This window comes from Rhodoligotrophos appendicifer, from assembly GCF_007474605.1.
Lineage (GTDB): Bacteria > Pseudomonadota > Alphaproteobacteria > Rhizobiales > Im1 > Rhodoligotrophos > Rhodoligotrophos appendicifer.
Genome location: NZ_VHKL01000008.1, coordinates 154,004 through 175,028, shown reverse-complemented (window position 1 = coordinate 175,028; position 21,025 = coordinate 154,004). Strand labels below are relative to the sequence as shown.

Annotated in this window: 20 protein-coding genes; 3 read left to right on the top strand and 17 right to left on the bottom strand. The window is 63.0% G+C overall.

The window, feature by feature from the left end; genetic code table 11:
- The first annotated feature begins 44 nt into the window (after positions 1-44).
- Positions 45-671 carry an invasion associated locus B family protein gene (locus FKM97_RS18385; protein ID WP_144293888.1) on the top strand — a complete coding sequence of 209 codons (627 nt, stop codon included), beginning with the start codon at positions 45-47 and terminating at the stop codon, positions 669-671.
- A 24-nt stretch (positions 672-695) separates the two neighbouring features.
- On the opposite strand, the gene FKM97_RS18380 is transcribed toward FKM97_RS18385, so the two are convergent.
- The 11 genes from FKM97_RS18380 to FKM97_RS18330 all read right to left on the bottom strand — a co-directional run bounded on the left by FKM97_RS18380 (position 696) and on the right by FKM97_RS18330 (position 12,303).
- Positions 696-944 (bottom strand): DUF3072 domain-containing protein, encoded by a 249-nt coding sequence (locus tag FKM97_RS18380; protein ID WP_144293887.1) that lies wholly within the window; start codon positions 942-944, stop codon positions 696-698.
- A gap of 94 nt (positions 945-1,038) precedes the next feature.
- On the bottom strand, positions 1,039-1,398 hold the full coding sequence (locus FKM97_RS18375; protein WP_144293886.1) for a response regulator: 360 nt from the start codon (positions 1,396-1,398) through the stop codon (positions 1,039-1,041).
- A gap of 26 nt (positions 1,399-1,424) precedes the next feature.
- Positions 1,425-2,891, bottom strand: a complete 1,467-nt coding sequence (locus tag FKM97_RS18370; RefSeq protein WP_144293885.1) for a DUF7125 family protein — start codon at positions 2,889-2,891, stop codon at positions 1,425-1,427.
- Positions 2,884-3,639 (bottom strand): sensor histidine kinase, encoded by a 756-nt coding sequence (locus FKM97_RS18365; RefSeq protein ID WP_170240989.1) that lies wholly within the window; start codon positions 3,637-3,639, stop codon positions 2,884-2,886. The genes FKM97_RS18370 and FKM97_RS18365 overlap by 8 nt, the downstream gene beginning before the upstream one ends.
- Before the next feature lie 157 nt (positions 3,640-3,796).
- A complete protein-coding gene (locus FKM97_RS18360; protein WP_144293883.1) occupies positions 3,797-4,762 on the bottom strand; it encodes an ABC transporter ATP-binding protein in 966 nt (321 codons plus the stop codon).
- On the bottom strand, positions 4,759-5,808 hold the full coding sequence (locus FKM97_RS18355; protein ID WP_144293882.1) for an ABC transporter ATP-binding protein: 1,050 nt from the start codon (positions 5,806-5,808) through the stop codon (positions 4,759-4,761). The genes FKM97_RS18360 and FKM97_RS18355 overlap by 4 nt, the downstream gene beginning before the upstream one ends.
- Positions 5,805-6,710 (bottom strand): ABC transporter permease, encoded by a 906-nt coding sequence (locus tag FKM97_RS18350; RefSeq protein ID WP_144293881.1) that lies wholly within the window; start codon positions 6,708-6,710, stop codon positions 5,805-5,807. The genes FKM97_RS18355 and FKM97_RS18350 overlap by 4 nt, the downstream gene beginning before the upstream one ends.
- Positions 6,711-6,741: 31 nt before the next feature.
- Positions 6,742-7,689: an ABC transporter permease gene (locus FKM97_RS18345; RefSeq protein WP_144294026.1), complete on the bottom strand. Its 948-nt coding sequence runs from the start codon at positions 7,687-7,689 to the stop codon at positions 6,742-6,744.
- Positions 7,690-7,775: 86 nt separating this feature from the next.
- Entirely contained in the window at positions 7,776-9,329 is a 1,554-nt protein-coding gene (locus FKM97_RS18340) for an ABC transporter substrate-binding protein (RefSeq protein WP_144293880.1), read from the bottom strand.
- Positions 9,330-9,400: 71 nt separating this feature from the next.
- Positions 9,401-11,422 (bottom strand): CocE/NonD family hydrolase, encoded by a 2,022-nt coding sequence (locus FKM97_RS18335; protein WP_144293879.1) that lies wholly within the window; start codon positions 11,420-11,422, stop codon positions 9,401-9,403.
- Between the two features lie 95 nt (positions 11,423-11,517).
- Positions 11,518-12,303, bottom strand: a complete 786-nt coding sequence (locus FKM97_RS18330; protein ID WP_170240988.1) for an IclR family transcriptional regulator — start codon at positions 12,301-12,303, stop codon at positions 11,518-11,520.
- Positions 12,304-12,404: 101 nt separating this feature from the next.
- On the opposite strand from FKM97_RS18330, the gene FKM97_RS18325 reads away from it, so the two are divergent.
- Both FKM97_RS18325 and FKM97_RS18320 read left to right on the top strand, forming a co-directional pair.
- Positions 12,405-13,568 (top strand): M24 family metallopeptidase, encoded by a 1,164-nt coding sequence (locus tag FKM97_RS18325; RefSeq protein ID WP_144293877.1) that lies wholly within the window; start codon positions 12,405-12,407, stop codon positions 13,566-13,568.
- 2 nt (positions 13,569-13,570) lie between these two features.
- On the top strand, positions 13,571-14,896 hold the full coding sequence (locus FKM97_RS18320) for an NAD(P)/FAD-dependent oxidoreductase (protein WP_144293876.1): 1,326 nt from the start codon (positions 13,571-13,573) through the stop codon (positions 14,894-14,896).
- On the opposite strand, the gene FKM97_RS18315 is transcribed toward FKM97_RS18320, so the two are convergent.
- The 6 genes from FKM97_RS18315 to FKM97_RS18290 form a co-directional block, all read right to left on the bottom strand.
- Positions 14,897-15,721, bottom strand: a complete 825-nt coding sequence (locus FKM97_RS18315; RefSeq protein ID WP_144293875.1) for an ABC transporter permease — start codon at positions 15,719-15,721, stop codon at positions 14,897-14,899.
- A 1-nt stretch (position 15,722) separates the two neighbouring features.
- Complete coding sequence (locus FKM97_RS18310) at positions 15,723-16,595, bottom strand: ABC transporter permease (RefSeq protein WP_144293874.1); 873 nt, start codon at positions 16,593-16,595, stop codon at positions 15,723-15,725.
- Positions 16,592-17,695 (bottom strand): ABC transporter ATP-binding protein, encoded by a 1,104-nt coding sequence (locus FKM97_RS18305; protein ID WP_144293873.1) that lies wholly within the window; start codon positions 17,693-17,695, stop codon positions 16,592-16,594. Before FKM97_RS18305 ends, FKM97_RS18310 begins: the two co-directional genes overlap by 4 nt.
- Before the next feature lie 90 nt (positions 17,696-17,785).
- Positions 17,786-18,835 carry an ABC transporter substrate-binding protein gene (locus tag FKM97_RS18300; protein WP_144293872.1) on the bottom strand — a complete coding sequence of 350 codons (1,050 nt, stop codon included), beginning with the start codon at positions 18,833-18,835 and terminating at the stop codon, positions 17,786-17,788.
- Positions 18,836-18,964: 129 nt separating this feature from the next.
- Positions 18,965-19,975 carry a dipeptidase gene (locus FKM97_RS18295; RefSeq protein ID WP_144293871.1) on the bottom strand — a complete coding sequence of 337 codons (1,011 nt, stop codon included), beginning with the start codon at positions 19,973-19,975 and terminating at the stop codon, positions 18,965-18,967.
- A complete protein-coding gene (locus tag FKM97_RS18290; RefSeq protein ID WP_170240987.1) occupies positions 19,972-21,015 on the bottom strand; it encodes an LLM class flavin-dependent oxidoreductase in 1,044 nt (347 codons plus the stop codon). The genes FKM97_RS18295 and FKM97_RS18290 overlap by 4 nt, the downstream gene beginning before the upstream one ends.
- Positions 21,016-21,025: the final 10 nt, after the last annotated feature.

Sequence of the window (21,025 nt, the reverse complement as noted above, 5' to 3'; positions counted from 1 at the left end):
CCTTTTTCTATGGGTGCCGAGTTCTGCAGTCCGAGAGGGCCGAGATGATGTGCAAGGCTAGAGCGGGCGCCGTTGCGGCGATTCTGTGCATGGGCCTCATGGCCTGGACCACGCTGGCGGCGAGCGCCCAGACCACCCAGGCGCCGAGCGCCCAGACCGGCAAGCCGCCGAGCGGCCAGACCGGCAAACCGCCGAGCGCTCAGACCACAAAGGCGCCCGTGGCGCCAAAGGTCGTCCGCCAGGATTTCGAAGCCTGGGCCTTGCAATGCAACGAACCGGAAAAGCCTGGCCCGCGGCCCCGCGATTGCCTGCTCTTCCAGCGCCTGGCGGACAAGCAATCGAACCGGACCGTCGTGATGTGGACGGTCCAGCCTGGAGAGAAGTCGGCCTTCATATCCGTGATCCAGGCGCCCCAGCCGATCTACCTTCCCGCCGGACTCCGGCTGCTGATCGATGGAAAGGACTCCTACACGGTGCCTTTCCTGAGCTGCGGCGCCGAGCGCTGCGAGGCCAGGTTCCCGATGCAGCCCGAGGTGGTGGACGCTTTGCTGAAGGCCAAGAGCCTCGGCATGGCCTACCGTTCGCTCGACAACCGGGATTTTTCCGTCCCCATCAGCCTCAACGGCTTCGCCCGGGGCTACGCCGCCCTGACTGCCGCCAAGGCGCGATAGCGGGCGCTTCGAGGGCCGCAAGGCTCAGTTGGATTTTGAGCTCTTGGCGAGCTCGCTCTTCAATGCATCGATGAGCTTGGAGGCCTCGGCCTTTGACAGATCGGCCGCGGGCATGGGCTTTCCCGTCTCCTCGCACAGCGTCGTGAGATAGGAGGCTTGGGCGCCCGTCATTGGATCATCGCCCGAGACCCAATTGTCAGGGTCCTTCTCGGTATTGGTGCCGGGATGCGGGTCGAGCTTGGGATTGTGGAGGGTCTCGTCGGCTTTGGTCATCTGCGCCTCGCGTGGATCATTCAACACGCGGTCAACGGACCCGTCGCCAAAAAGTTCCTTATTTGTTCTTACGAGGGGCTGTTGCGCCGTCAGCCTATTTGCCCAGCAGCTTGTCGACCAAAGTGAGGAAGACTGGAATGGGGAAAGGCTTCTGCAGAAACGCTTGGTAGCCGGCAAATCTCTGGCGCAGCGCGCTCTCGGGAACCGAGCTCATCATGATGATGGGGACATCGTCATAGCCCGGTCGGTCACGGATCTCGATTCCCATGGCCGCCCCGTCCATGAGGGGCATCATGAAATCCGAAACGATCAGGTCGGGCTTGGTTTCGTCAAGCCTCTCCAATCCCCGGCGACCATTCGATGCGGAGAACAGCCGGTAGCCCTCGTCCTCCAAGGAAGCGACGAGGACGTCTACAATCCCAAACTCGTCGTCGACGATGAGGATTGTCCTCACGGCTTAAACCTCCGGCCCCTCATCGGTTACTCATCACTGGAGATGGCGTGGGGTTCGCGCCCATAGCCTGAGAGGATCGCTTCAACCCCCGTGAAGGTTCCCCCAACGTGAATACCCTTCTCTGAGATCGTGTATTGCCGGAGATACGGATCGAAATCGCTGTCTCGGAGCTTGGTGATGGAGATCACTCGCGCGACCAGTCCGCCGATCTCGGCGAACCGCATGACGATCAGCCCCTCCAACAGAGATGACATTCCATCGATGGGAAGCTGCATGCGATGGCCCAGGATCTCCCGGCTCTCCATGGACATGATGGTCGTGACCCCCAATCCCCGAAGCTGGTTGGAAAGGGCGGAGATGTAGCGGGTCATGCGTTCCGGATTGATGCTGGCCTGCCGGAAACCGGCAAAGCCATCGATAAAGAGCCGCTTCACTTTCCGTCGACGGACGGCACTGAGGATATCATGGCCAAGCTCATCGAGGATGTGCTCGCCGAGCGGGCGCCAGAGGATCTCCACATCGCCTCGCGCCTCAAGCCCCTCCAAGTCGATCTGCAAGGCAGCAGCCTTGGCGCGCAGCCTCTCGGGGCTTTCGAAGAAGCCAAAGAAGAGTCCAGGCTCGTCCTCGTCGCACATCGAGACGAACTGCAGCCCCAGCGTTGTCTTTCCCGCGCCCGTGGGACCGAACACGCCCGTCGTGGTCGGCGCGGTCAACCCGCCATGTAAGATGGCATCCAGGCTGTCGACGCCCAAGGACATCCGCTGTGGACGCAGCACTGATGCATCGGTGGACGCAACGGAGATCGCCTCCAGGCGTGGGAAGACAACCAGCCCGTCGGTGGTGATCCGGAAAGAGTGGCGGCCCCGAAGGAAGCTGCTTCCTCTGAACTTGGAGACATACAGGGTCCTCTCGGCGCGAGTCTCGCAGAACTCGTCTTCGAGTGCGATGAGCCCGTCCACCATGGTGTATTCGGGAGTCGTGATCCGCTTCGTCCCGTTCGTCAGCAGGATGACGGTACACTCGGCGGCCGCGGCATGGCTCTGGATTTCGTGGATGAACTTCTTGAACTCGCGCTGTGAGGGAGCGGCTTCTTCCGTGATCCCAAAGCCGTCGAGAACCAAAAGATTGGCTTTATGGCCCAGAATTTCTCGGCGCAAGAGATCGACCACACCCTTCAGCCCCTGGTTCTCCAGGATGTCGAACCCGCTGACATAATAGAGCTTGTTGGGAATGGCCGAGAAATCGAAGAACGACATGGATCTCAGGTGCTGGATCATCCGGGTATGGGATTCGGCCAGCAAGGTTATGAACACCGCTTTACCGCCCCGGGAGATGGTGTCGAAACAGATCTGATTGGCCAGGATCGTCTTGCCGGCACCGGGCGCGCCCTGGATGATATAGACGCCTCCCTTGAGGACCCCGCCCTCCAGAATGTCGTCCAGGCCTGGAATGCCGGTCGGCACCCGCGCGAGTTCAAGCGTGTCTTCAGTCATGGTGAATCCTGTGGGCAGAATTTGGCTTGGCCGGCAGCCTAACCGTGAAAGTCGCGCCTTCCCCTGGAACGCTATCCACGCCAATCGAACCATTATGGGCCAGAACCAGGGCATTGACGAGCCACAGCCCGATGCCGAAGCCGCCGCGCGGCGTCCCCGACATGACCTGTTCGAAACGACCGAAGATGCGAGCCTGATCCTCCGCCGCAATCCCCGGGCCCTGATCCTGAACCACGAGTGTGATCTCCTCTCCGGTACCGCTCAGGGAGATGCGCGTCGGCTTGCCATGTCCATACCGGATGGCGTTGGAGACCAGGTTTGAGGCGATTTGCTCGAAGGCCAGGCGGTCGCAACGACAATACAGTGCATTCGGCATCGAGATGCGGAGAGCGCTCTCATTGAAGCTGGCGTCGAGCTCGTAAGACTGCGCGACATGCTCGAGCACCTGGCAGAGGTCGACATCCTCAAATTTGAGCTCCAGCCGTTCGGCGTTGATCCGCGAGACGTCGAGCAGGGTGGTTGCCCTCGAGACGTAGCGTTCCAGGATGACCTGGATGCGCTCGACTCGCTTGATGAGGTCTGCGTCGTCCACTCGATGCGCGGCCTTCAGCGCGCTCTTGACCTGCAGCAGCAGGGCGTGCATCGGATTCCGCAGCTCATGGGCGGCCACCGCGAGGAAATCATCGCGGGCCTGGATGGCTTGCCTGAGCTCCTGGTTGAGCCGCAGCAGGTCGCTGTCAGAACTCAAATTCCTGCCGCTCCAATTCGGAAGACCCATGCGAATGCAGGCACATCGACCGGCTGCCCCTCGAGGGCGAACTGCCCTCTTCCGCAAACTCTCTTACCGGGATGGCTAAGGAAGGTCCATGTCGAAAGGTTCCCGCGAAGGCCAGCCCAAGCAGCGATCAACGGGGAAAATGACAGGAAAAGCGGCGCCCGTTCTCCTGCACCATGGCTGGAGCATCGATGCGGCACTTGTCTTGGACAAAGGGACATCGCGTATGAAACTCGCATCCCGACGGTCGGTTGAGGAGACTGGGGACGTCGCCCTTCAACGTAATCCGATCATGCACGGCATCCGGGTCGGGCTCCGGATTGGCGGAGAGCAGGGCCAGCGTGTAGGGATGTCGCGGGTGGTCGAAGATCTCCTCCGTCGTGCCCTCTTCCACGATCCGGCCGAGATACATGATGCCCATGCGGCCGGCGACATGGCGCACGACATTGAGGTTATGGGTGATGATCAGGATGGTCAGCCCCATCCGGTCCTGCAGGGCATTAAGGAGGTTGAGCACCTCGCCCTGGATGGACACGTCGAGCCCGGCGGTGGGCTCGTCAGCGATCACCATGGCAGGCTCGAGCGCGAGAGCCCGGGCGACCCCGACCCGTCGGGCTTGGCCGCCTGAGAGCTGATGCGGATAGCGTGAGGCAAAGCCGGCGGGCAGTCCCACAAGGCCGAGCAGGCGCTCCGCCTCCGCTTTCAGGTCGCCGCCGCGGCCATGGACCTTGAACGGCTCGGCGAGCAGCGCGCTGACGGTGAGCCGCGGACTGAGCGAGCCGACCGGATCTTGAAACATCATCGCCAGCTCTGACCTGAAGGAGACGAGCTCGGCCGCGGACATCTCGGCGATCTCCCGTCCGCGAAATCGGATCGAGCCGGAATGGATCGGCAGCAGGCCGCCGACGGCCCGCGCCAATGTCGTCTTGCCGGATCCCGATTCACCGACCAGGGCATAGGTTTCGCCCTCGGCAACGGAGAAGCTCACCCCGGCGACGGCCTCGATCCAGCCGGACGTGCCCTCCAGCCAGGCGGTGAGGCGCCCCGAGGCTCGGAAGCGTACGGTAAGGTCCTCGACCGCCAGTGCCGCCGTCAAGCGCGCGTCCTCTCATCCACAAGGAAGCAGGCCGCATCATGCCCAGGGGAGACGGCAAAAAGCCGTGGATGCTCCACCGCGCATCGCTCGAAGGCATGGGGACAGCGCGGTCGAAAGATGCAGCCTGCCGGCAAGTCGATCAGGTTCGGCAAGTCGCCGGGGATGGTCGGCAATACCCGCGTACGGGTTTTGATCTTGGCGGGATCGCATTGGAGCAGCCGCTCGGCATAGGGGTGGCGGACATGGTGGAACAGGTCGCGCACGCTGCCGCGCTCGGCGATTTCACCCGCATACATGACGATGACGTCTTCGCAGAGCTCCGCCACCACGCCCAAATGATGCGAGATGAACAGGATGGAACAGCCGAAATCCTGCTGCAGCTCCTTGAGCAGGTCGATGACCTGGACTTCCAGCGTTGCATCCAGCGCGGTCGTGGGCTCGTCGGCGATCAACAGGTCGGGCTCGGCCATCAGCGCCATGGCGATGCAGATGCGCTGCCGCATGCCGCCGGAAAACTCATGCGGATACTGAGAGAGGCGCTTGCGAGGGTCGGGGATCTTCACCCGGGCGAGCATCTCCGCCGCTCGGTCGAGCTTGGCACGCCGCCCGATCCCGGAGCGATACTGGATGTCCACCATCTGCGTGCCGATCGACATGACCGGATTGAGCGTCGTCATCGGGTCTTGGAACACGACCGAGATGCGGTCGCCGCGCAGGCGCCGCATCCGATCCGGCGACAGTTTCAGAAGATCCTCTCCATCGAACAGAACCTCCCCGCTGACGATGTCGCCATTGGGTGCAAGCAGGCGCATCAAAGTGTTGATGAGCGTGCTCTTTCCACAGCCGCTTTCTCCGACGATCCCCATGATCGAGCCGCGAGCGACATCGAAGCTGACATCCCGAAGCGCGTGCAGGGGGCCGCCTTCGGTGCGGAAGTCCACCGATAGATTGCGGATGCTCAGCACCGGCTTTCCCGGCGCCGGCGACGTCGTCGGACGCAAGGCGGACCCGATGCGGCGCTCGGTCTCTGTGCGAAGGTCGGTCATGCGTCCTTCCTCAGCCGCGGATCGAAGATGTCGCGCAGGGTCTCGCCCAGGAAGGTGAAGCCCAGCGTCGCCACGATGATCGGCAGGCCGCCGGCGATGGCGGGCCAGGGGGATTCGCGGACATAGCCGAAACCGTCATTGAGGATGGCACCCCAGGATGGGGTCGGCGGTCGCACTCCGAGCCCGAGAAAGCTCATGCCCGCCTCGATGGTGATCACGACCGGGATCTCCATGGACGCGAGGATCAGGATCGGCCCGATGACATTGGGCAGGATATGCACGAAGACCAGCCTGATCGGCCCAGCCCCCAGGGACTTGGACGCCAGGATGAATTCGGAGTTCCGCATCGAGATGGTCTGCGTCCGGATGATGCGGCCATAGCCCGGCGCGCTGACGATGACGACTACCAGGATCACCGCCTGCAGGCTGGGCCCCACCAGCGTGACGAGAGCCAGGGCCAGCATGACGGTGGGGAACGATTTCAGCGTATCGAAGACGAGCAGCAGCAGATTGTCCAACCACCGCGGCCCGTAGCCGGCGATGAGCCCCAAGATGACGCCGATGACGAGCGACAGGGCGGTGGCCGTGAGCGCCACCGTGAGCGCGATGCGCCCGCCATAGAGCACCCGGGTGAACAGGTCGCGGCCCAGCTGATCCGTGCCGAGCAGATGCTCGAAGGAGGGCGACATGAACCGGTCGCGCGGTGTCATTTTGATCGGGCTGTAAGGGGTCAGCACGTCGGCGAAGATCGCCGCCAACACGACGAGGACGACGAGGCTGACGCCGAGCAGACCCAGCCTGTCCCGGGCCAGCCGGCGAAGAAATCGGTGCACGGCCCCCCGCCGGGCTGCTGCAGGCGCAGCAGCTTCGGTTTCGATGACGGGGCTGAGCTCGGTCCTCATGGGCGCGACATGGCGGGGCTTGGGTTTCCTTCTAGCGCAGGCTCTGGCGAACGCGGGGGTCGAGGGTGGCGACGAGAAGATCGGTGAACAGCGTCGCCAGCACGTAGAAGACGGTGGTGACGAGGACCGTTCCGGTGACGATGGGAAAGTTTCGCACGATCACGCTGTCATAGACGAGCTTGCCGATCCCGGGCCTGGAGAACACGATCTCGGCGAACACCGCACTCGACAGCATGCTGCCGATGCCGATGCCGAGCAGGGTCAGCGTCGGCAGGATCGCCAGCTTGAGGGCGTAGCGGAAGGTGATCATCCGCTCCGGCAGGCCGAAGGCGCGGGCCATCTTGATGTGGTTCTCGCCCATGACTTCAAGCATCGAGGCGCGCACCATGCGGGCGATGTATCCGACCCAGCCGAGGCCTGCCGCCAGCGAGGGGAGCACCAGGTGATGCAATTGATCGAGAATGTCGCCGCGATCGCCGGCGCCGATGGCCGGGAACCATCCGAGCTTCACGGAGAAGGCGAGCATGGAATAGATCGCCACGACGAAGGACGGGATGGCGATGGTGCTCACCGACAGCACCCCCATCAGGTGGTCGATCCACGTGCCTTGCCGGATGGCCGCATAGCAGCCGAGCGGAATGCCGATCAAGATCGACCACGTCATGGCGCCGGCGATCAGCGCCAGCGTGAAAGGCAGCTGCTCCATGATGACGAGCGAGACGCTGCGGTTGCTCAGTACATCGCGCCCCAAATCGCCTTGCAGAACATTGGCGAAGAAATTGTACAACTGAACAACGAGCGGCTGGTCGAGCCCCATGCGGGCCCGGAAGGATTCGATCATCTGAGGCGTGGCCCTCGGGCCGAGGGCGACGGTCACCGGGTCACCCGGAATGACATAGATCATGATGAACAGGACGATCATGGCCGCGACCACGATCGCCAATGCTACGCCCAGTCGCTTGATCCCGTAGACCAGCATCAATCTGTCATCGCCGCCAGATCCTCGTCCTTGGTGAAGCGGGCCCGGCCTCCCGGTGAGGGAGACCGGCCAACGCGAGGTGCGTCCTAATTGGCCGTGAACTTGGAGAGCAGCGCGATCCCGTCCGGACGTATGGCGGCATTGATCTTGTCACTGGCGAGCGTGCCGACGGCTTCATGGGTGAGGAAGACGTAGTCGCCGGATTCCTCCATCAGGTCCTGCATCTTCTTGTACATGACGTCGCGCTTGGCATCGTCCGTCTCGCTGAGGGCGGCCACGTGCAATTCACCGAATTCGGGGCTGTTGAACCGCTCCCAGTTCCACACGCCGATCTGCTCGGGCGTGAACCAGGCGGTCGCGAAGCTTGGATCGGGCTGCATCGAGAAGCGGCCGATGATCAGCTGAATATCCTTCCAGGTGGTCCCGGTCTTCTCGTCGCCAAGCACCCAGAAGGTGCCGGAGTCATATTGCTGGATCGTCACAGTGATCCCGACCTCTGGAAGCTGTGCCTGCACGGCCTGCGCCGCGTTCACGAACTCCTGCTTGTTGAGGACGGAAAGCGTGAGCTCCATGCCGCCTTCCTTGCCCGCCTCCTTGAGGAGCTCCTTCGCCTTCTCCGGATCATAGCTGTAGAGGTTCTTCTCGCGATGACCGATAAGGCCCGGCGCGACGATCCCCGTGGAGGGTTCCGCCGCCCCGAAATAGGCGGCCTCGAGGACGGCCGGGACATCGATCGCGTGCTGGATGGCCCGTCGCACCTTCTGATCAGAAAGCGCTGGATTATCCTGGTTCATCCCCATCCAGACATAGGCAAGCGAGGGCTTTCGCACGAACTTCGCATTGGCTGGTGGTGATTTCAGATAGTTCGGGATGGCGCTGACACTGGTTGACGTGAAGTCGATCTCGCCGGCCTGGAAGCCGAGCTCGGCCGCCTTCTCGTCGTCGATCGGCATGATGACGATCTCGTCGAAAGCGGGCTTCTCGCCCTTCCAATCGGGGCTTGGCACCAGCACCAGGCGCTGCTTCGGCTGCCATTCCTTGATGGTGTAGGGGCCGGAGGTTGCCGGCGGCGAGGCCTCGAACCTGCCTCCGGCCTTGGTGACGGCTGCCTTCGACATGATGGCGCCGCTGCCGGAAGGAAGCGTGGAACTCCACAGCGGAGCGAACGGCTTCTTCAGGACGATGGTGCCCGAATATTTGTCCTTCACCTCGACATGGTCGAGATTGGCCCAATCGTCCTTGTAAGGAGATTCGGTCTTCGGATCGGCGATACGCTCGTAAGAGAATTTGACGTCCTCGGCCGTCATCTCCCCGAAGCCGTTGGTGAACATGATGCCGGGCTTGAGCGTGAAGTCGACGGTCGTGGGGCTCGTCTGTTCGATCTTCTCCGCGCCGTCCAATTCCCAGCCCCAGCTGTCGCCCGGCTTGAAGGAGATCAGGCGCGTATAGATCGCCTCCATCACGTCGCCCTCCGGCTGAGCCAGCCGGTAGGCGGGATCGAGAATTTGGATGTCGCTATAGGCGCGTGTCCTGAGAGTCTTACCCGTCTGTGCAAAGGCAAGGCGAGATCCGAAGGTCATCGCCGTCGTGCCGGCGGCCGTCAGTGCCAGCAGCTGCCGCCGTGTCAAACGTCCAATCATGTCCTCACCTCCCAAGGGCCAGCCTCCCTGAAGATGTTCCGGCCGTAGAATGGATACAATACCTTATGCGATCAAACATGATCGCGAGGCACATCTTCCGACCAATCCTGCGAAAAGGCCAGCTCACCATTTTCATAAGCATGCAGGCTGGCATCGATTTTGAAACTGTCGGCCTGCGCCTGCATGGTGATCTTGGTCACGGTGCGGATTTTGAAATCGCCTCGCTCATAGCGCTTCATCCACTCCACCTCGACGTGAGCCGACAGCGGGTCATTCGCCTTGATATGGTAGCGCTTATGGGCCTGCACCCCGACGCTCCAGTCGATGTCGTCATACCGGGTCATGCCCGAATTGCTCAGCCGTTCGACGGTGACCACGTCGGTGAGCAGATCCAGAATCTGCCGTGAAACATCGTGAGCGGGCTCGATCTGCGTGGTCCGCACGGGCTCCGACCATTCCGGCTCTGCGAAGGGCGTGAGCTGCGCATCATCCGCCCGCTCAGGTCTCACCGGCAGCAGCAGGGAGCTGGCGGCGCTCTCGATCGTCAGCGTCGCCGCCTCCGGCGAGGGCCAGATGATCGGCCAATAGCTGGTGGAGACCGCCAGCCTGATCCTGTTGCCCGCCTTGAAGCTGTGGGCGATGTCGTTGAGCGGGATGGAGACGTCATAGAACGTCCCCGGCTCAAGCGCCTCGAGCGCGGTGTCGCTGTTGCGATGGGTGAGATTGAGGATCCCATAGGTGATCCGCGACACCGCGCCATCCGGCAGCACCTCGCCGAGGGTGACGGCGACGACGGCATTGGGCTTATTCGAGGCGAGCTTCAACTTGAAGACGGTGGGTCCGAGGATCTCCAAGGTCGTGCCGAGCGGCGCGCTGTCGAAGACCAGAGACCCGCCGGCCTCGACGCGCTGGTCCCCCGCCTGGTCCGGCTCCAGCCCGTAGGGGCACCATCGCCCCGCAGCCAGACCGACCGTCTGCGGCGACGAGATCGTCAGAAGGGCGGCTGCGGGCTTTTCCCCCTCTTCGCCAATCAGACCCGCCCCCAAGGGACGGGTGCTGGTTTTGATCCGCGGTGACGGCCAGGTCTCTTCCGCGACCCAGCGTCCGGACCGCACTTCATACATGCGGCTCGGCGGATCGCTGTCCTCCATCCAGACCCGCAGCATGGGCTCGTCCATGATGCCGGTCTCGACATCCTTGAGCCACTTGTCCCACCAGCGCAGGGATTCCTGAAGAAACCCGATCTGCGGTCCCGGCTTGGCGAAATGCGGATATTTATGCGCCCAGGGCCCGATCAGTCCCTTGCGCGGGCCCTTCAGATTGGCGAGGACCCGGAAAATGGGATTGGAATACCCGTCGGCCCAGCCGCCGACCATGTAGACCGGGCATTTGACCGCGTCGTAATCTTCCGCGATCGAGCCATGCGTGTACAGATCGGTACGCCGCTGCTGCTTGTGCCATTCGAGCGGCCAGAGGCCTGAGCCCTTGAGCCGGTCCATCCAGATCTTGCGCCAGCTGTCGCCGACCAGCGCCGGATCCGGCGGCGTCGAGTTGATCGCGAACATGGTCGATCCCCATGTCAGCTTGTCCACCAACAGCGCGCCGCCCATGAAATGGATGTCGTCGCGATAGCGATCGTCGGTCGAGCACAGGGAAATCACGGCCTGGAGTGCCGAATGCTGTCGCGCGGCAATTTGCAGGCCATTGAAGCCGCCCCAGGAAATGCCGATCACCCCGACTCGGCCGGTCGACCATGGCTGCGCGCAGATCCAGTCCAGGATCTCCAGAGCGTCGTCTTGTTCCTGCTTCAGATATTCTCCGAGCAGAACCCCTTCGCTGTCGCCGGAGCCGCGGATGTCGACGCGCACGCAGGCATAGCCGTGGCCCGCAAAATAGGGATGGGTCAGCGCGTCACGGTCAGCCGTCCCGTCCCGCTTGCGATAGGGCAGATATTCGAGGATGGCGGGGACCTTGTCGGCCTCCGCATCCTCAGGAATCCAGATCTGCGCCGCCAGTCTGGTCCCGTCGGAAAGCGGGATGAAGACATCCCGGATGAGCTTTACCTTCCGCGGAAAATCATGGCGCACGGGCATGAACGACCTCTGGGTGGAATGAAATTTCAGCCTGAAACTTGAGGCTCATTAATCGAGCGTTCAACAGGAATGTCAAATCCGCGGCGAGATGTCCGCTACCGTGCAGAGCGGCTTGCAGGCGAGGAGAGGGCCTGGGCCGCCTCCATGACCAGGGGAGCGATGCGCTCCTTCGCATCCTTGAGCGTCCAGCGGGTGACGGGGACGGAGACCCCGACCGCGGCGACGGCGTCGTCCGCGAGTCCGAGGATGGGAGAGGCGATGTTGATGTCGCCGCGGAAGAATTCGCTGTCGGTGACCGCATATCCGGCGATCCGTGCCGCATCCGTCTGCGCGATGATCTCTTGCGGGTCAGTGAGAGTCATTGGCGTATAGGCGCGCAGCTCCGACTGCCGGATCAGCACATCGGCACGCGCCTTCGGCACGCCTGACAGATAGGCCCGCCCGGCGGCGCTGCAGAACAGCGGATAGCGGCTGCCCACGGGCAGCTGGACGGAGATCTGCCGATGCCCTGCAAAGCTTTGCACGAACACCATCTCGAGCCCGTCTGGTTCCGACAGATTGACGGTCTCTCCGAGCTTGATGTTCAGATCCAGCAGATAGGGATGGGCGGTCTCGATCAGCGGGCTGGTGACCATGTAGCGCATGCCCAGCTCGGTGACCCGCGGCGTCAGGGAGTACCGCTTGCTGCCGGCATCTTTGCGGAGATAGCCCAGCGCCTCAAGACTGTGGGCCAGCCGTTGCGCGGCACTTTTGGTGATGTTCGCCGCGACCGCCATCTCAGGCAGATTCATGCTCCGCCGCTCGATTCCAAAGGCCTCCAGGACCGCGAAGGCCTTTGCCAGAGACTGGTTGAACAAAGGCGACGAAGCATCCTGGGGCATGAAGCAGCATCTCAACAACATATCGCATTGCGATTTAACAATGCTGTTGCGCGATACGCAATCTTTTTGGATGATGGGGCAAATCTGATGGGGAGACTGCCATGCGGGCGAAGTTTGCGAGTTTTACGGAGCAGGAGCACAGGGCGCGGCTGGCCGAGGCTCGACGTCTGCTGAAGGAGCAGGGGATCGACCACTGCATCAGCATGGCCCCCGAATCTCTTTATTATTATGGCGGCTACGACAGCTGGGTCAGCGTGAACAGTCCCCAGGCTCTGATCTTCTCGGCCGACGACGGCGAGCCCACGATCATCCTAAGGGATACGGATCTGTCGCTGGCCTATGAAAGCAGCTGGGTGAAGGATATCCGTCATTACCGGCTGATGTTCGACGACGTCCCCGCGATCTTTGCCTCGATCGCGAAAGAGAAGGGTCTTCGCGGCGGCAAGGTGGCGATCGAGACCCAGTCTTATGCGCTCCCCCATTCCCTGGGACTGGCGCTCGCCAAAGCGCTCGCACCCGCCGAAATCGTCGACGCGACGGTGTTGCTCGGCATGCCGCGTCTGATCAAGTCGCCCTCCGAGATGGCGTATATGCGCAAGGCGGGCGAATACGCGCAAGCAGGACTGGAAGCGGCCCGTCGGGCCATGCAGCCGGGGATGTCGGAGATCGCTCTGGCCGGTGAGATCGAACATGCCATGCGCGCGGCCGGCAGCGACTATTGGTCGATTCCAACTGAGCTCGCGAGCGGCGAGCGCACCGCCGGTGGTCATGCAACCGCAAGGAACCGCATCATCGAACGCGGCGATCTTGTGCATCTGGAGTTTGCAGGCGTCGCGGCCCGTTACCATGCTACGGCGATCCACACCATGGCGGCGGGCGAACCGAGCATCCGCGCCCGCGAGGTCTATGACGCCGGACGCGAATCTCTTGCCGCAGGAATCGGCGCGATCCATGTCGGTGCGAACGTCACCGATATCGAGGAGGCCTCCCTCGAACCGCTGCGCAAGGCCGGGATGGAAGACGCCGCCGTCATGCGCTTCGGCTATGGCATCGGCGTCGCCTATCCCCCGATCTGGCTCGAACCCTTGCAGATCAGCCGTGGCTCGAACCAGATCATGCAGGCAGGAATGGTCTTCGTCCTGCACGCCTATCTCCAATTTCCCGATGAACAGCTCGGCATCATTCAGGGCGGCACCTATGCCCTGACCGAGCAGGGAGTGGAAATGCTCATCGGTGGCGGCGATGTCCCCCTCGAAGTGATCTAGCGATGCCCGTCGACATCGATCCCTTTCCTTCCGACGAAAGACTGCCGTCGCGTGCCGATGTCGTTGTCGTGGGGGGCGGCATCGTCGGCGTCTCCACCGCCCTCTGCCTGGCGGAGCGGGGCGTCAAGGTGGTGCTGTGCGAGAAGGGCGTGATTGCCGGTGAGCAGTCCAGTCGCAACTGGGGGTGGTGCCGCACCATGGGCCGCGATCCCCGCGAAGTACCGCTGATGCAGGAAAGCCTCCGGCTGTGGCGCAGCATGAATGAGCGGGTGGGTGCCGAGACTGGTTTTCGCCAGATCGGCACGCTCTACATCTGTCCCGACGAGAAGGCATTCGCCAAACGCGAGGCCTGGCTCCCCTTTGCCCGCGAGCATGGCGTCGACTCGCGCCTGCTGCGCGGAGCGGAGGTCAATCATTTGCTTGAAGGCTCGGCCGACAGCTGGGTGGGAGCGCTCTATACGCCCGGTGACGGCGTCGCCGAGCCGAGCATGGCGGTTCCGGCCATGGCGCTTGCGGCACGCAGACTCGGCGCGACGATCATGACTCACTGCGCCGTCCGCGGTTTGGATCTCAAAGCGGGGCGCATTGCGGGGGTCGTCACCGAAAAGGGGCGCATCGACTGCGACCGCGTGGTGCTGGCAGGGGGCGTCTGGTCGAGCCTGTTCTGCCGGAGCTCGGGCCTCCGCCTTCCGCAGCTGAAGGTCCTGGCCTCCGTTCTGCGCACGGCGCCGATCGCCAATGGACCCTCCACCGCGGCCTGGGGGCCCGGCCTGTCCCTGCGCAAGCGGCTGGACGGCGGCTATACGGTCTCCCACGGCAGCGTCGTCGCCGAGGTCGTGCCGGACAGCTTCCGCTATTTCAAGGAATTCCTGCCGGTCCTGCGCATGGAATGGTCCGGCATCTCGTTGAAAATCGGCAAGCCGTTCTTCGACGAATGGCAGTTGACCAAGGCCTGGTCACTGGACGAGACCTCCCCCTTCGAGACGCTCCGGACCCTTGATCCTTCGCCGGTCCAGGAGGATTTGCGCAAGGCGAGGGCCAATCTCGAACGGGCCTTCCCGGCCTTCAAGGGGGTTGCGACGGCCGGCAGCTGGGGCGGCATGATCGATGCGACGCCGGATCTGGTGCCGGTGATCTCGGCGGTGGAAAGCCTCGCCGGCCTGGTGATCTCGACCGGATTCTCCGGCCATGGCTTCGGCATCGGACCGGGGGCGGGCAGGCTGACGGCGGACATCGCCATGGGATCGGCACCTGTGGTCGACCCGACGCCGTTCCGCTTCAGCCGCTTCACCGATGGAACCGACATCACCCCGAAAGCGGGACTGTAATCATTCGCTGGAGGTCGCCCCGACCTCCGGCTTCTGTCGCAGTTGGGCGAGCAGCATCAGACCGGCAACGACCAGGGTGATCAGGATCAGGATTGTCGAGATCGCAGCAATCGTCGGGCTGACCTGATCGCGCAAGGACGTGAACATCTTCCGCGTCAGCGTGGAGGAGGGGCCTCGCGACACGAACAGCGCGATCACCACCTCGTCGAAGGAGGTGATGAAGGCAAACAGCGCTGCCGAGATCACCGAGGGCCGGATCTGCGGCAGGGTGACGGTGAGGAAGGCCTTGAGCCGCGAGGCTCCGAGGGAACGCGCGACCATCTCCTGTGCCATGTCGTAGCGCTGCAGCCCTGCGGCCACCAGGACAAACACGAAAGGCAGGGCAAGGACGCTATGCGCCAGGACCAGGCCGGTCAGCGTGTTGATCAGCGACATCCGGGCATAGAGATAGAAGACGCCGATGGCGATGATGATCACGGGCACGATCAGCGGCACGATGAGCAACGGCCGGACCGTCTTGGCGAAACGCGAATCCGAGACATGCAGGCCGTAGGCGGCGGCAACGCCGAGCGGAGTCGCCACGACGACCGTCAGGAGGGCGGCCTTCACCGACACCACGGTCGCGCTCATCCATTCGGTGCTGGAGAAGAAGGTTCGATACCACCGCAGCGACAGCTCGGACGGAGGGAATTCGAGGAATTCGCCCGGCGAGAATGAGATCGGGATGACGATCGCGATCGGAGCCAGCAGGAAGATGCTGATAAGGACCCCATAGGCATACAGCCACAAGCGCTGACGATGGGAGATGGTCGGATCTTCCATCATCTCAGGCGCGCCGCATCAGGCGTTCGACGGGAAGGATCTTCTGGATCGCCTTGAAAATCAGCAGCGTGACGACGAGGAGCACGACGCCCAGGGCCGACGCCGCCCCCCAGTCGGAATAGACCGTGGCGTTTTCGAGGATCTTCATCGACACGAGGTTGACCCGTCCGCCACCCAGGATCTGGGGTGTGATGTAGAAACCGAGGCAATAGATGAAGACGAGCAGCGATCCCGCCACCAGCCCCGGGATGGTCAGCGGTGCGAACACCGTGAAGAAGGCATGCCGCCGGGTTGCCCCGAGGCTGACGGCGGCCCGGACCAGCATCGGGTCCACGGACTTCATGGCCGCATAGAGCGGCAGCACCATAAAGGGCAGCATGATATGCACCATGCCGATGACGACGCCGGCGCTGTTATAGACGAGGCTCAACGGCTCTCCCGTGAGCCCGAGATTGACAAGCATCGTGTTGATCAGCCCGCGCCGCTGCAGCAGCACCAGCCAGGAATAGGTGCGCACCAGCGTCGAGGTCCAGAACGGCAGCAGGACGACGAGCAGCCCGAGGATCGCCATGGTGCGGGGAAGCTGCGACAGCAGATAGGCCAGGGGATAGCCGAGCGCGGCGGCGACGACAGTGACGATGAGGCTCAAGACGAACGTCGTCTGGAAGATGCTCAGATAGGCCGGATTCTCATAGAGTCGGATATAATTGACGGCCGTGAGGCCGTTGGGGCCGGTGAAGGAGAGCCAGAACAGCCAGCCCACCGGGATCAGCAGGATGATGGTGACGAGCAGCACCGCGGGCATGGAGAGCGCCAAGGTCCGCCACCGCTCGGCGCGGTCCGCGGCCTCCATCTCCTGCGCGGTATGGACCTTCATGTCGCAGCGTGCCTGGGCACGATGAGCGTGTCGCGGATGTGAAGCCCGACTTCGATCGGTTGTCCCCGCTGCGGCAGCGCAGCAAGCGTCTGCTGGTCGGTCGGCTGGCGCAGGAACACGGATTCGCCATTCTCCAGCGTGACGGAGATGAGCACGCTCTCTCCCTGGTAGACGCTGTCGCTGACGACACCGGCGAACCGGTTCCACTGGTCGTCGCTGCTGCCGTCGAGGATGCGCAGCTTTTCCGGACGCATGACGAGGAAGGCCTCGCCCACCGGCACGGCATGGCCGTTGCTGCGCACCGGATGGCCGTTCAACGTGCGGCCGCTTGCATCCCCCTGCAGGGCGATGACCGTGGCATCTCCGATGAAATCGGCAACGAAGCTGCTCCCTGGCGTCTCGTACAGAGTGCGGGGTTGCGCGATCTGCTCGAAGCGGCCGTGATTGATGACCGCGATGCGGTCCGACATGGTGAGGGCTTCGCGCTGGTCATGGGTCACATAGATCGTGGTGACACCCAGCGTCTCGTGCAGTCGCCGGATCTCGATCTGCATATGCTCCCGCAGCTTCTTGTCCAGGGCCGAGAGGGGCTCGTCCATGAGCAGCACGTCGGGCTCGAACACCACCGCCCGGGCGAGCGCCACGCGCTGGCGCTGGCCGCCGGACAGCTGGTCGATCGACCGGTCGTCATATCCATCAAGTTTGACCAGCGACAGCGCCCAGGCGACCTGTTCGCGGATCTTCGGCTTTGAGACGCCTCTGAGCTTGAGCGGATAGGCGACATTGGCGCCGACCGTCATATGCGGGAAGAGGGCATAGTTCTGGAACACGACGCCGATATTGCGCTTGTGCGGCTCCAGCATGGTCACGTCCTTGCCCCCGAAGCTGAGCGAGCCGGAGGTCGGGCGGATGAACCCTGCGATCACCATGAGCAGGGTGGACTTGCCCGAGCCGGATGGCCCGAGCAGGGTCAGGAATTCACCGGCCGCGATGTCGAGATCGACGCCGTCCAGGGCCTTGTAGGTGCCATAGGTCTTAACCAGGGAATTGACGTTGATCTGCAAGCCTGGGCGCGAGCTCGAGCCTTCTCGAAAAGTCATCTCATCCCTGTGAACGACGCCTGTTAGGTGCTGCGGGTTATGCTGACGTGGAAGGAGGAGTCGCGCAAGACGCCTCCTCCCGGCTTGGCATCACTGATTGATGAACGTCGCCCAACGCTCGCGGGCTGCGGCACCGTTCTCGCCCCACCAGTCGCCGCGCACCACCGCCTGCTTCTTGGCGTTCTCGGGCGAGGTGTTCAGGGACTTGGCCATTTCCGGCGTGATCTTGCCGGTATCATAGGCCTTCAGGTTGGCAGGTCCGTAATCGATATATTGCGGCAGGTTGGCCAGGATGTCGGCGGACACGGCGGTCGCCAGCGCCTTCATGGCGAGGTCCTTGTTCTTGACACCCTTCGGGATGACCAGGCAGTCGGCGATGAGCAGGCCCTGGTTGAAGGTGAAATCGAAGGGCGCGCCGGACTTCACGGCGGCACTGATGCGACCGTTCCAGGCACCGATCAGATCGACTTCGCCATCCGCGACGAGCTGTGCGGACTGTGCGCCCGAGGACCACCACACGGAGATATGCGGCTTGATCTTCTCCAGGCTCTTGAAGGCGCGGTCGAGATCGAGCGGATAAAGCTGATCGGGCGCCACGCCGTCGGCGAGGAGGGCGGCCTCCAGCACTTCAGCCGGATCGTTGCGCAGCGAGCGGCGGCCGGGGAACTTCTCGACGTCCCAGAAGTCCGCCCAGCTCTGCGGGCCGTCCTTGAACTTGTCTTTGTTCCAGCCGATGACGTTGGAGTAATAGTTCAGGCCGATATAGGTCTTCTGGACCACGGCGGGATCGAAGCCGTCCTTGTTGATGACGCTGTAGTCAAGGTCTTCGAACAAGCCTTCTGTCTGGCCCTGGGCGCAACCGTCGATCGTGAGCTCCGTGATGTCCCACAACACGCTGCCCGACGACACCTGGGCGCGGACATCCGCAAGCCCGTTGGTCGAATCTTCCAGGATCTTGATGCCGAGCTTTTCGGCGGTGGGCTGCCAGACGGCCTTGGACAGGGCTTCCTGGTAGTTGCCGCCCCACGAGGCGATGGTGATCTGGTCTTCGGCGAGGGCGGGCGTTGCGAGCAACGCGGCACCGGCCACGAGCAGGACAGCCCTCCGCGAGGCGCGAGACAGAATACCGGATCGAAGCATGGTCGAGACACTCCCCATTGATGATCCCGCCCTATTGATTTCTCACCCTGGGCACGTCGGATCGCATATCAATTCACGTTATCCGCTCGGCCAAGCAGGTCAACCGGGATATTGTAGCATGACAAATTGTCAGGTGGTCCAGATCTGATCCAGCACCCGCAGATAATTGCCGCTGTAGAAGGCGTTGATATCGGCGGTGCTCCAGCCCTTCGCGACGAGCAGATCGGTGATCTTGCCCAATTCGGCGTGTGAGCCGCAGTCGGAGGGATAGCGCGTGCGGACGTCGTTGCCGAAGGCTTGGGCGTATTTCGTGATCGCGGTCGGGTAGCGGTCGAGGGTCATTTGAATGACCGACGCGACGGAATCGAGGTCCGTAACGGCGGGAAAATCGGTCCCCATGGCCACGTGTTCGATGCCGACCAGGCCGACAATGTGCTCGAGCTGGCGGTAGAAATCCTCCAGGGCGGGCCGCCGCGAGGGATCGCCGTTCCAGCACATCGGACCATAGACGCTGGCTCCGATGAGACCGCCGGTGTCGGCGACCGCCTTGATCAGCGCGTCATGCTTGTTCCGCGGCGCGTCGGTGATGGTCTTGGAATTGGCATGCGTCAGCAGCACGGGGCGCGCGCTGAGGGCGGCCACGTCCATGGCGGTGCGATGGCCCACATGGCTGAGGTCGATGGCCATGCCGACTTTGTTCATTTCGGCGATGACCCTGCGGCCGAACAGGCTCAACGCCCCGTCCGCCGGCTCCAGGCAGCCGTCCCCAATGAAATTGCGTTCATTATAGGTGAGCTGCATCAGCCGCACGCCGAGCCGATGGAAGAAACGGATGCGGTCCAGCCGGTCGGCGATGCCGCGCATGTTCTGCCAGCCCATGATGAGGCCGATCTTGCCTGCCGCCCGCGCGGCATGGATGTCGGCCACCGTCTCGACGATGTGCCAGGGGCTGCCGGGCGCAGCGACCCGGGCGAGCCAAGCCGCGATGTCGTCGCTGACGCCCTCGAAATCCGCATTGAAGTCGGACACGGTGATGTTGACGGCCGAGACATTGCCGCGCCGCAAGGGTTCGTCGCTGTCGCAGCGGAACACCAGGCCATCGATGATCAGCGCCTGCTCGTGGATCCCCTTGGCGTTCACAGCACGGCCTCCGCCTTCGTCTTCGCGCGTGTTTTGAAATGTGGCATGACGTGCACCGCAAAGCGCTCGAGGGCGCCCATCACATCTTTGTGTGACGCACCGAAATCCATGTTCACCTGGATGTCGTCGATGCCCAGCGCATCATAGTGAGCGATCTTGTCGACGCATTCCTGCGCCGATCCGATGATCAGGCTCTTGCGGATGTCCTCCAGCGTCTCAGGCACGTCCAGCGGGATGATCGCGCCACCTTCCACGGTGCCCGGCGTGTCGAAGACATTGACGAAGCGGCGATGGTTCTCGAGCGCCAGCTGGAGCTTGTTCTGGGTATCGGCCTCGTTTTCGGTGACGAAGCCCATGCGCAGCATGGAATGCTTCTGGTTCAGCGGATTTCCGGCCGGCAAGGCGTTCAGGAACGCATGGGCTTGCTTGCTCGCCGCCTCGAAGGGATCGCGCAAGGGTGTCGTCATGACGTTGAAGCCGCGCTTCACCGAGGCATTGATCGAAGCCTCCGCCAGGGCTGCGACCCAGATCTTCGGGAAGGGGCTCTGGAAGGGCTTCGGCACGATCGTGATCGGATCGAACTTGTAGTACTTTCCGTCCCAGCCGACCTCTTCCTCCGTGAGCAGCTTGATCAGGATGTTCAGGCTTTCGTCGAAGCGCTCGCGGCTTTCCTCCACGGGGACGTTGAAGCGGTCGAACTCGTAGCGGAAGGCGCCGCGACCGACGCCGATCTGGATGCGCCCCTCGGTGAGACAGTCCGCTTGCGCAATCTCTCCAGCAAGCCGGCGGATGTCGTAGAAGGGCAGGACCAGCACGGCGCTGATCAAGGGGATCGACTTCGTCTCCGCGGCCACCCTGACGGCGGTGAGCAGGGGGCTCGGATGCACCAGGTAATTGATGAAGTGATGCTCCGGGATCGTCAGCGAGATGAAGCCGAGCTCCTCGGCGAGCTTGGCTTCCTCGATCATGTCCCGATAGAGCTGGGCTGCGGGATAGGAGAGGTCGGGATAGTAGCAGGGAAGGTAAAAGCCGAACTGCATGGAAGCCTCC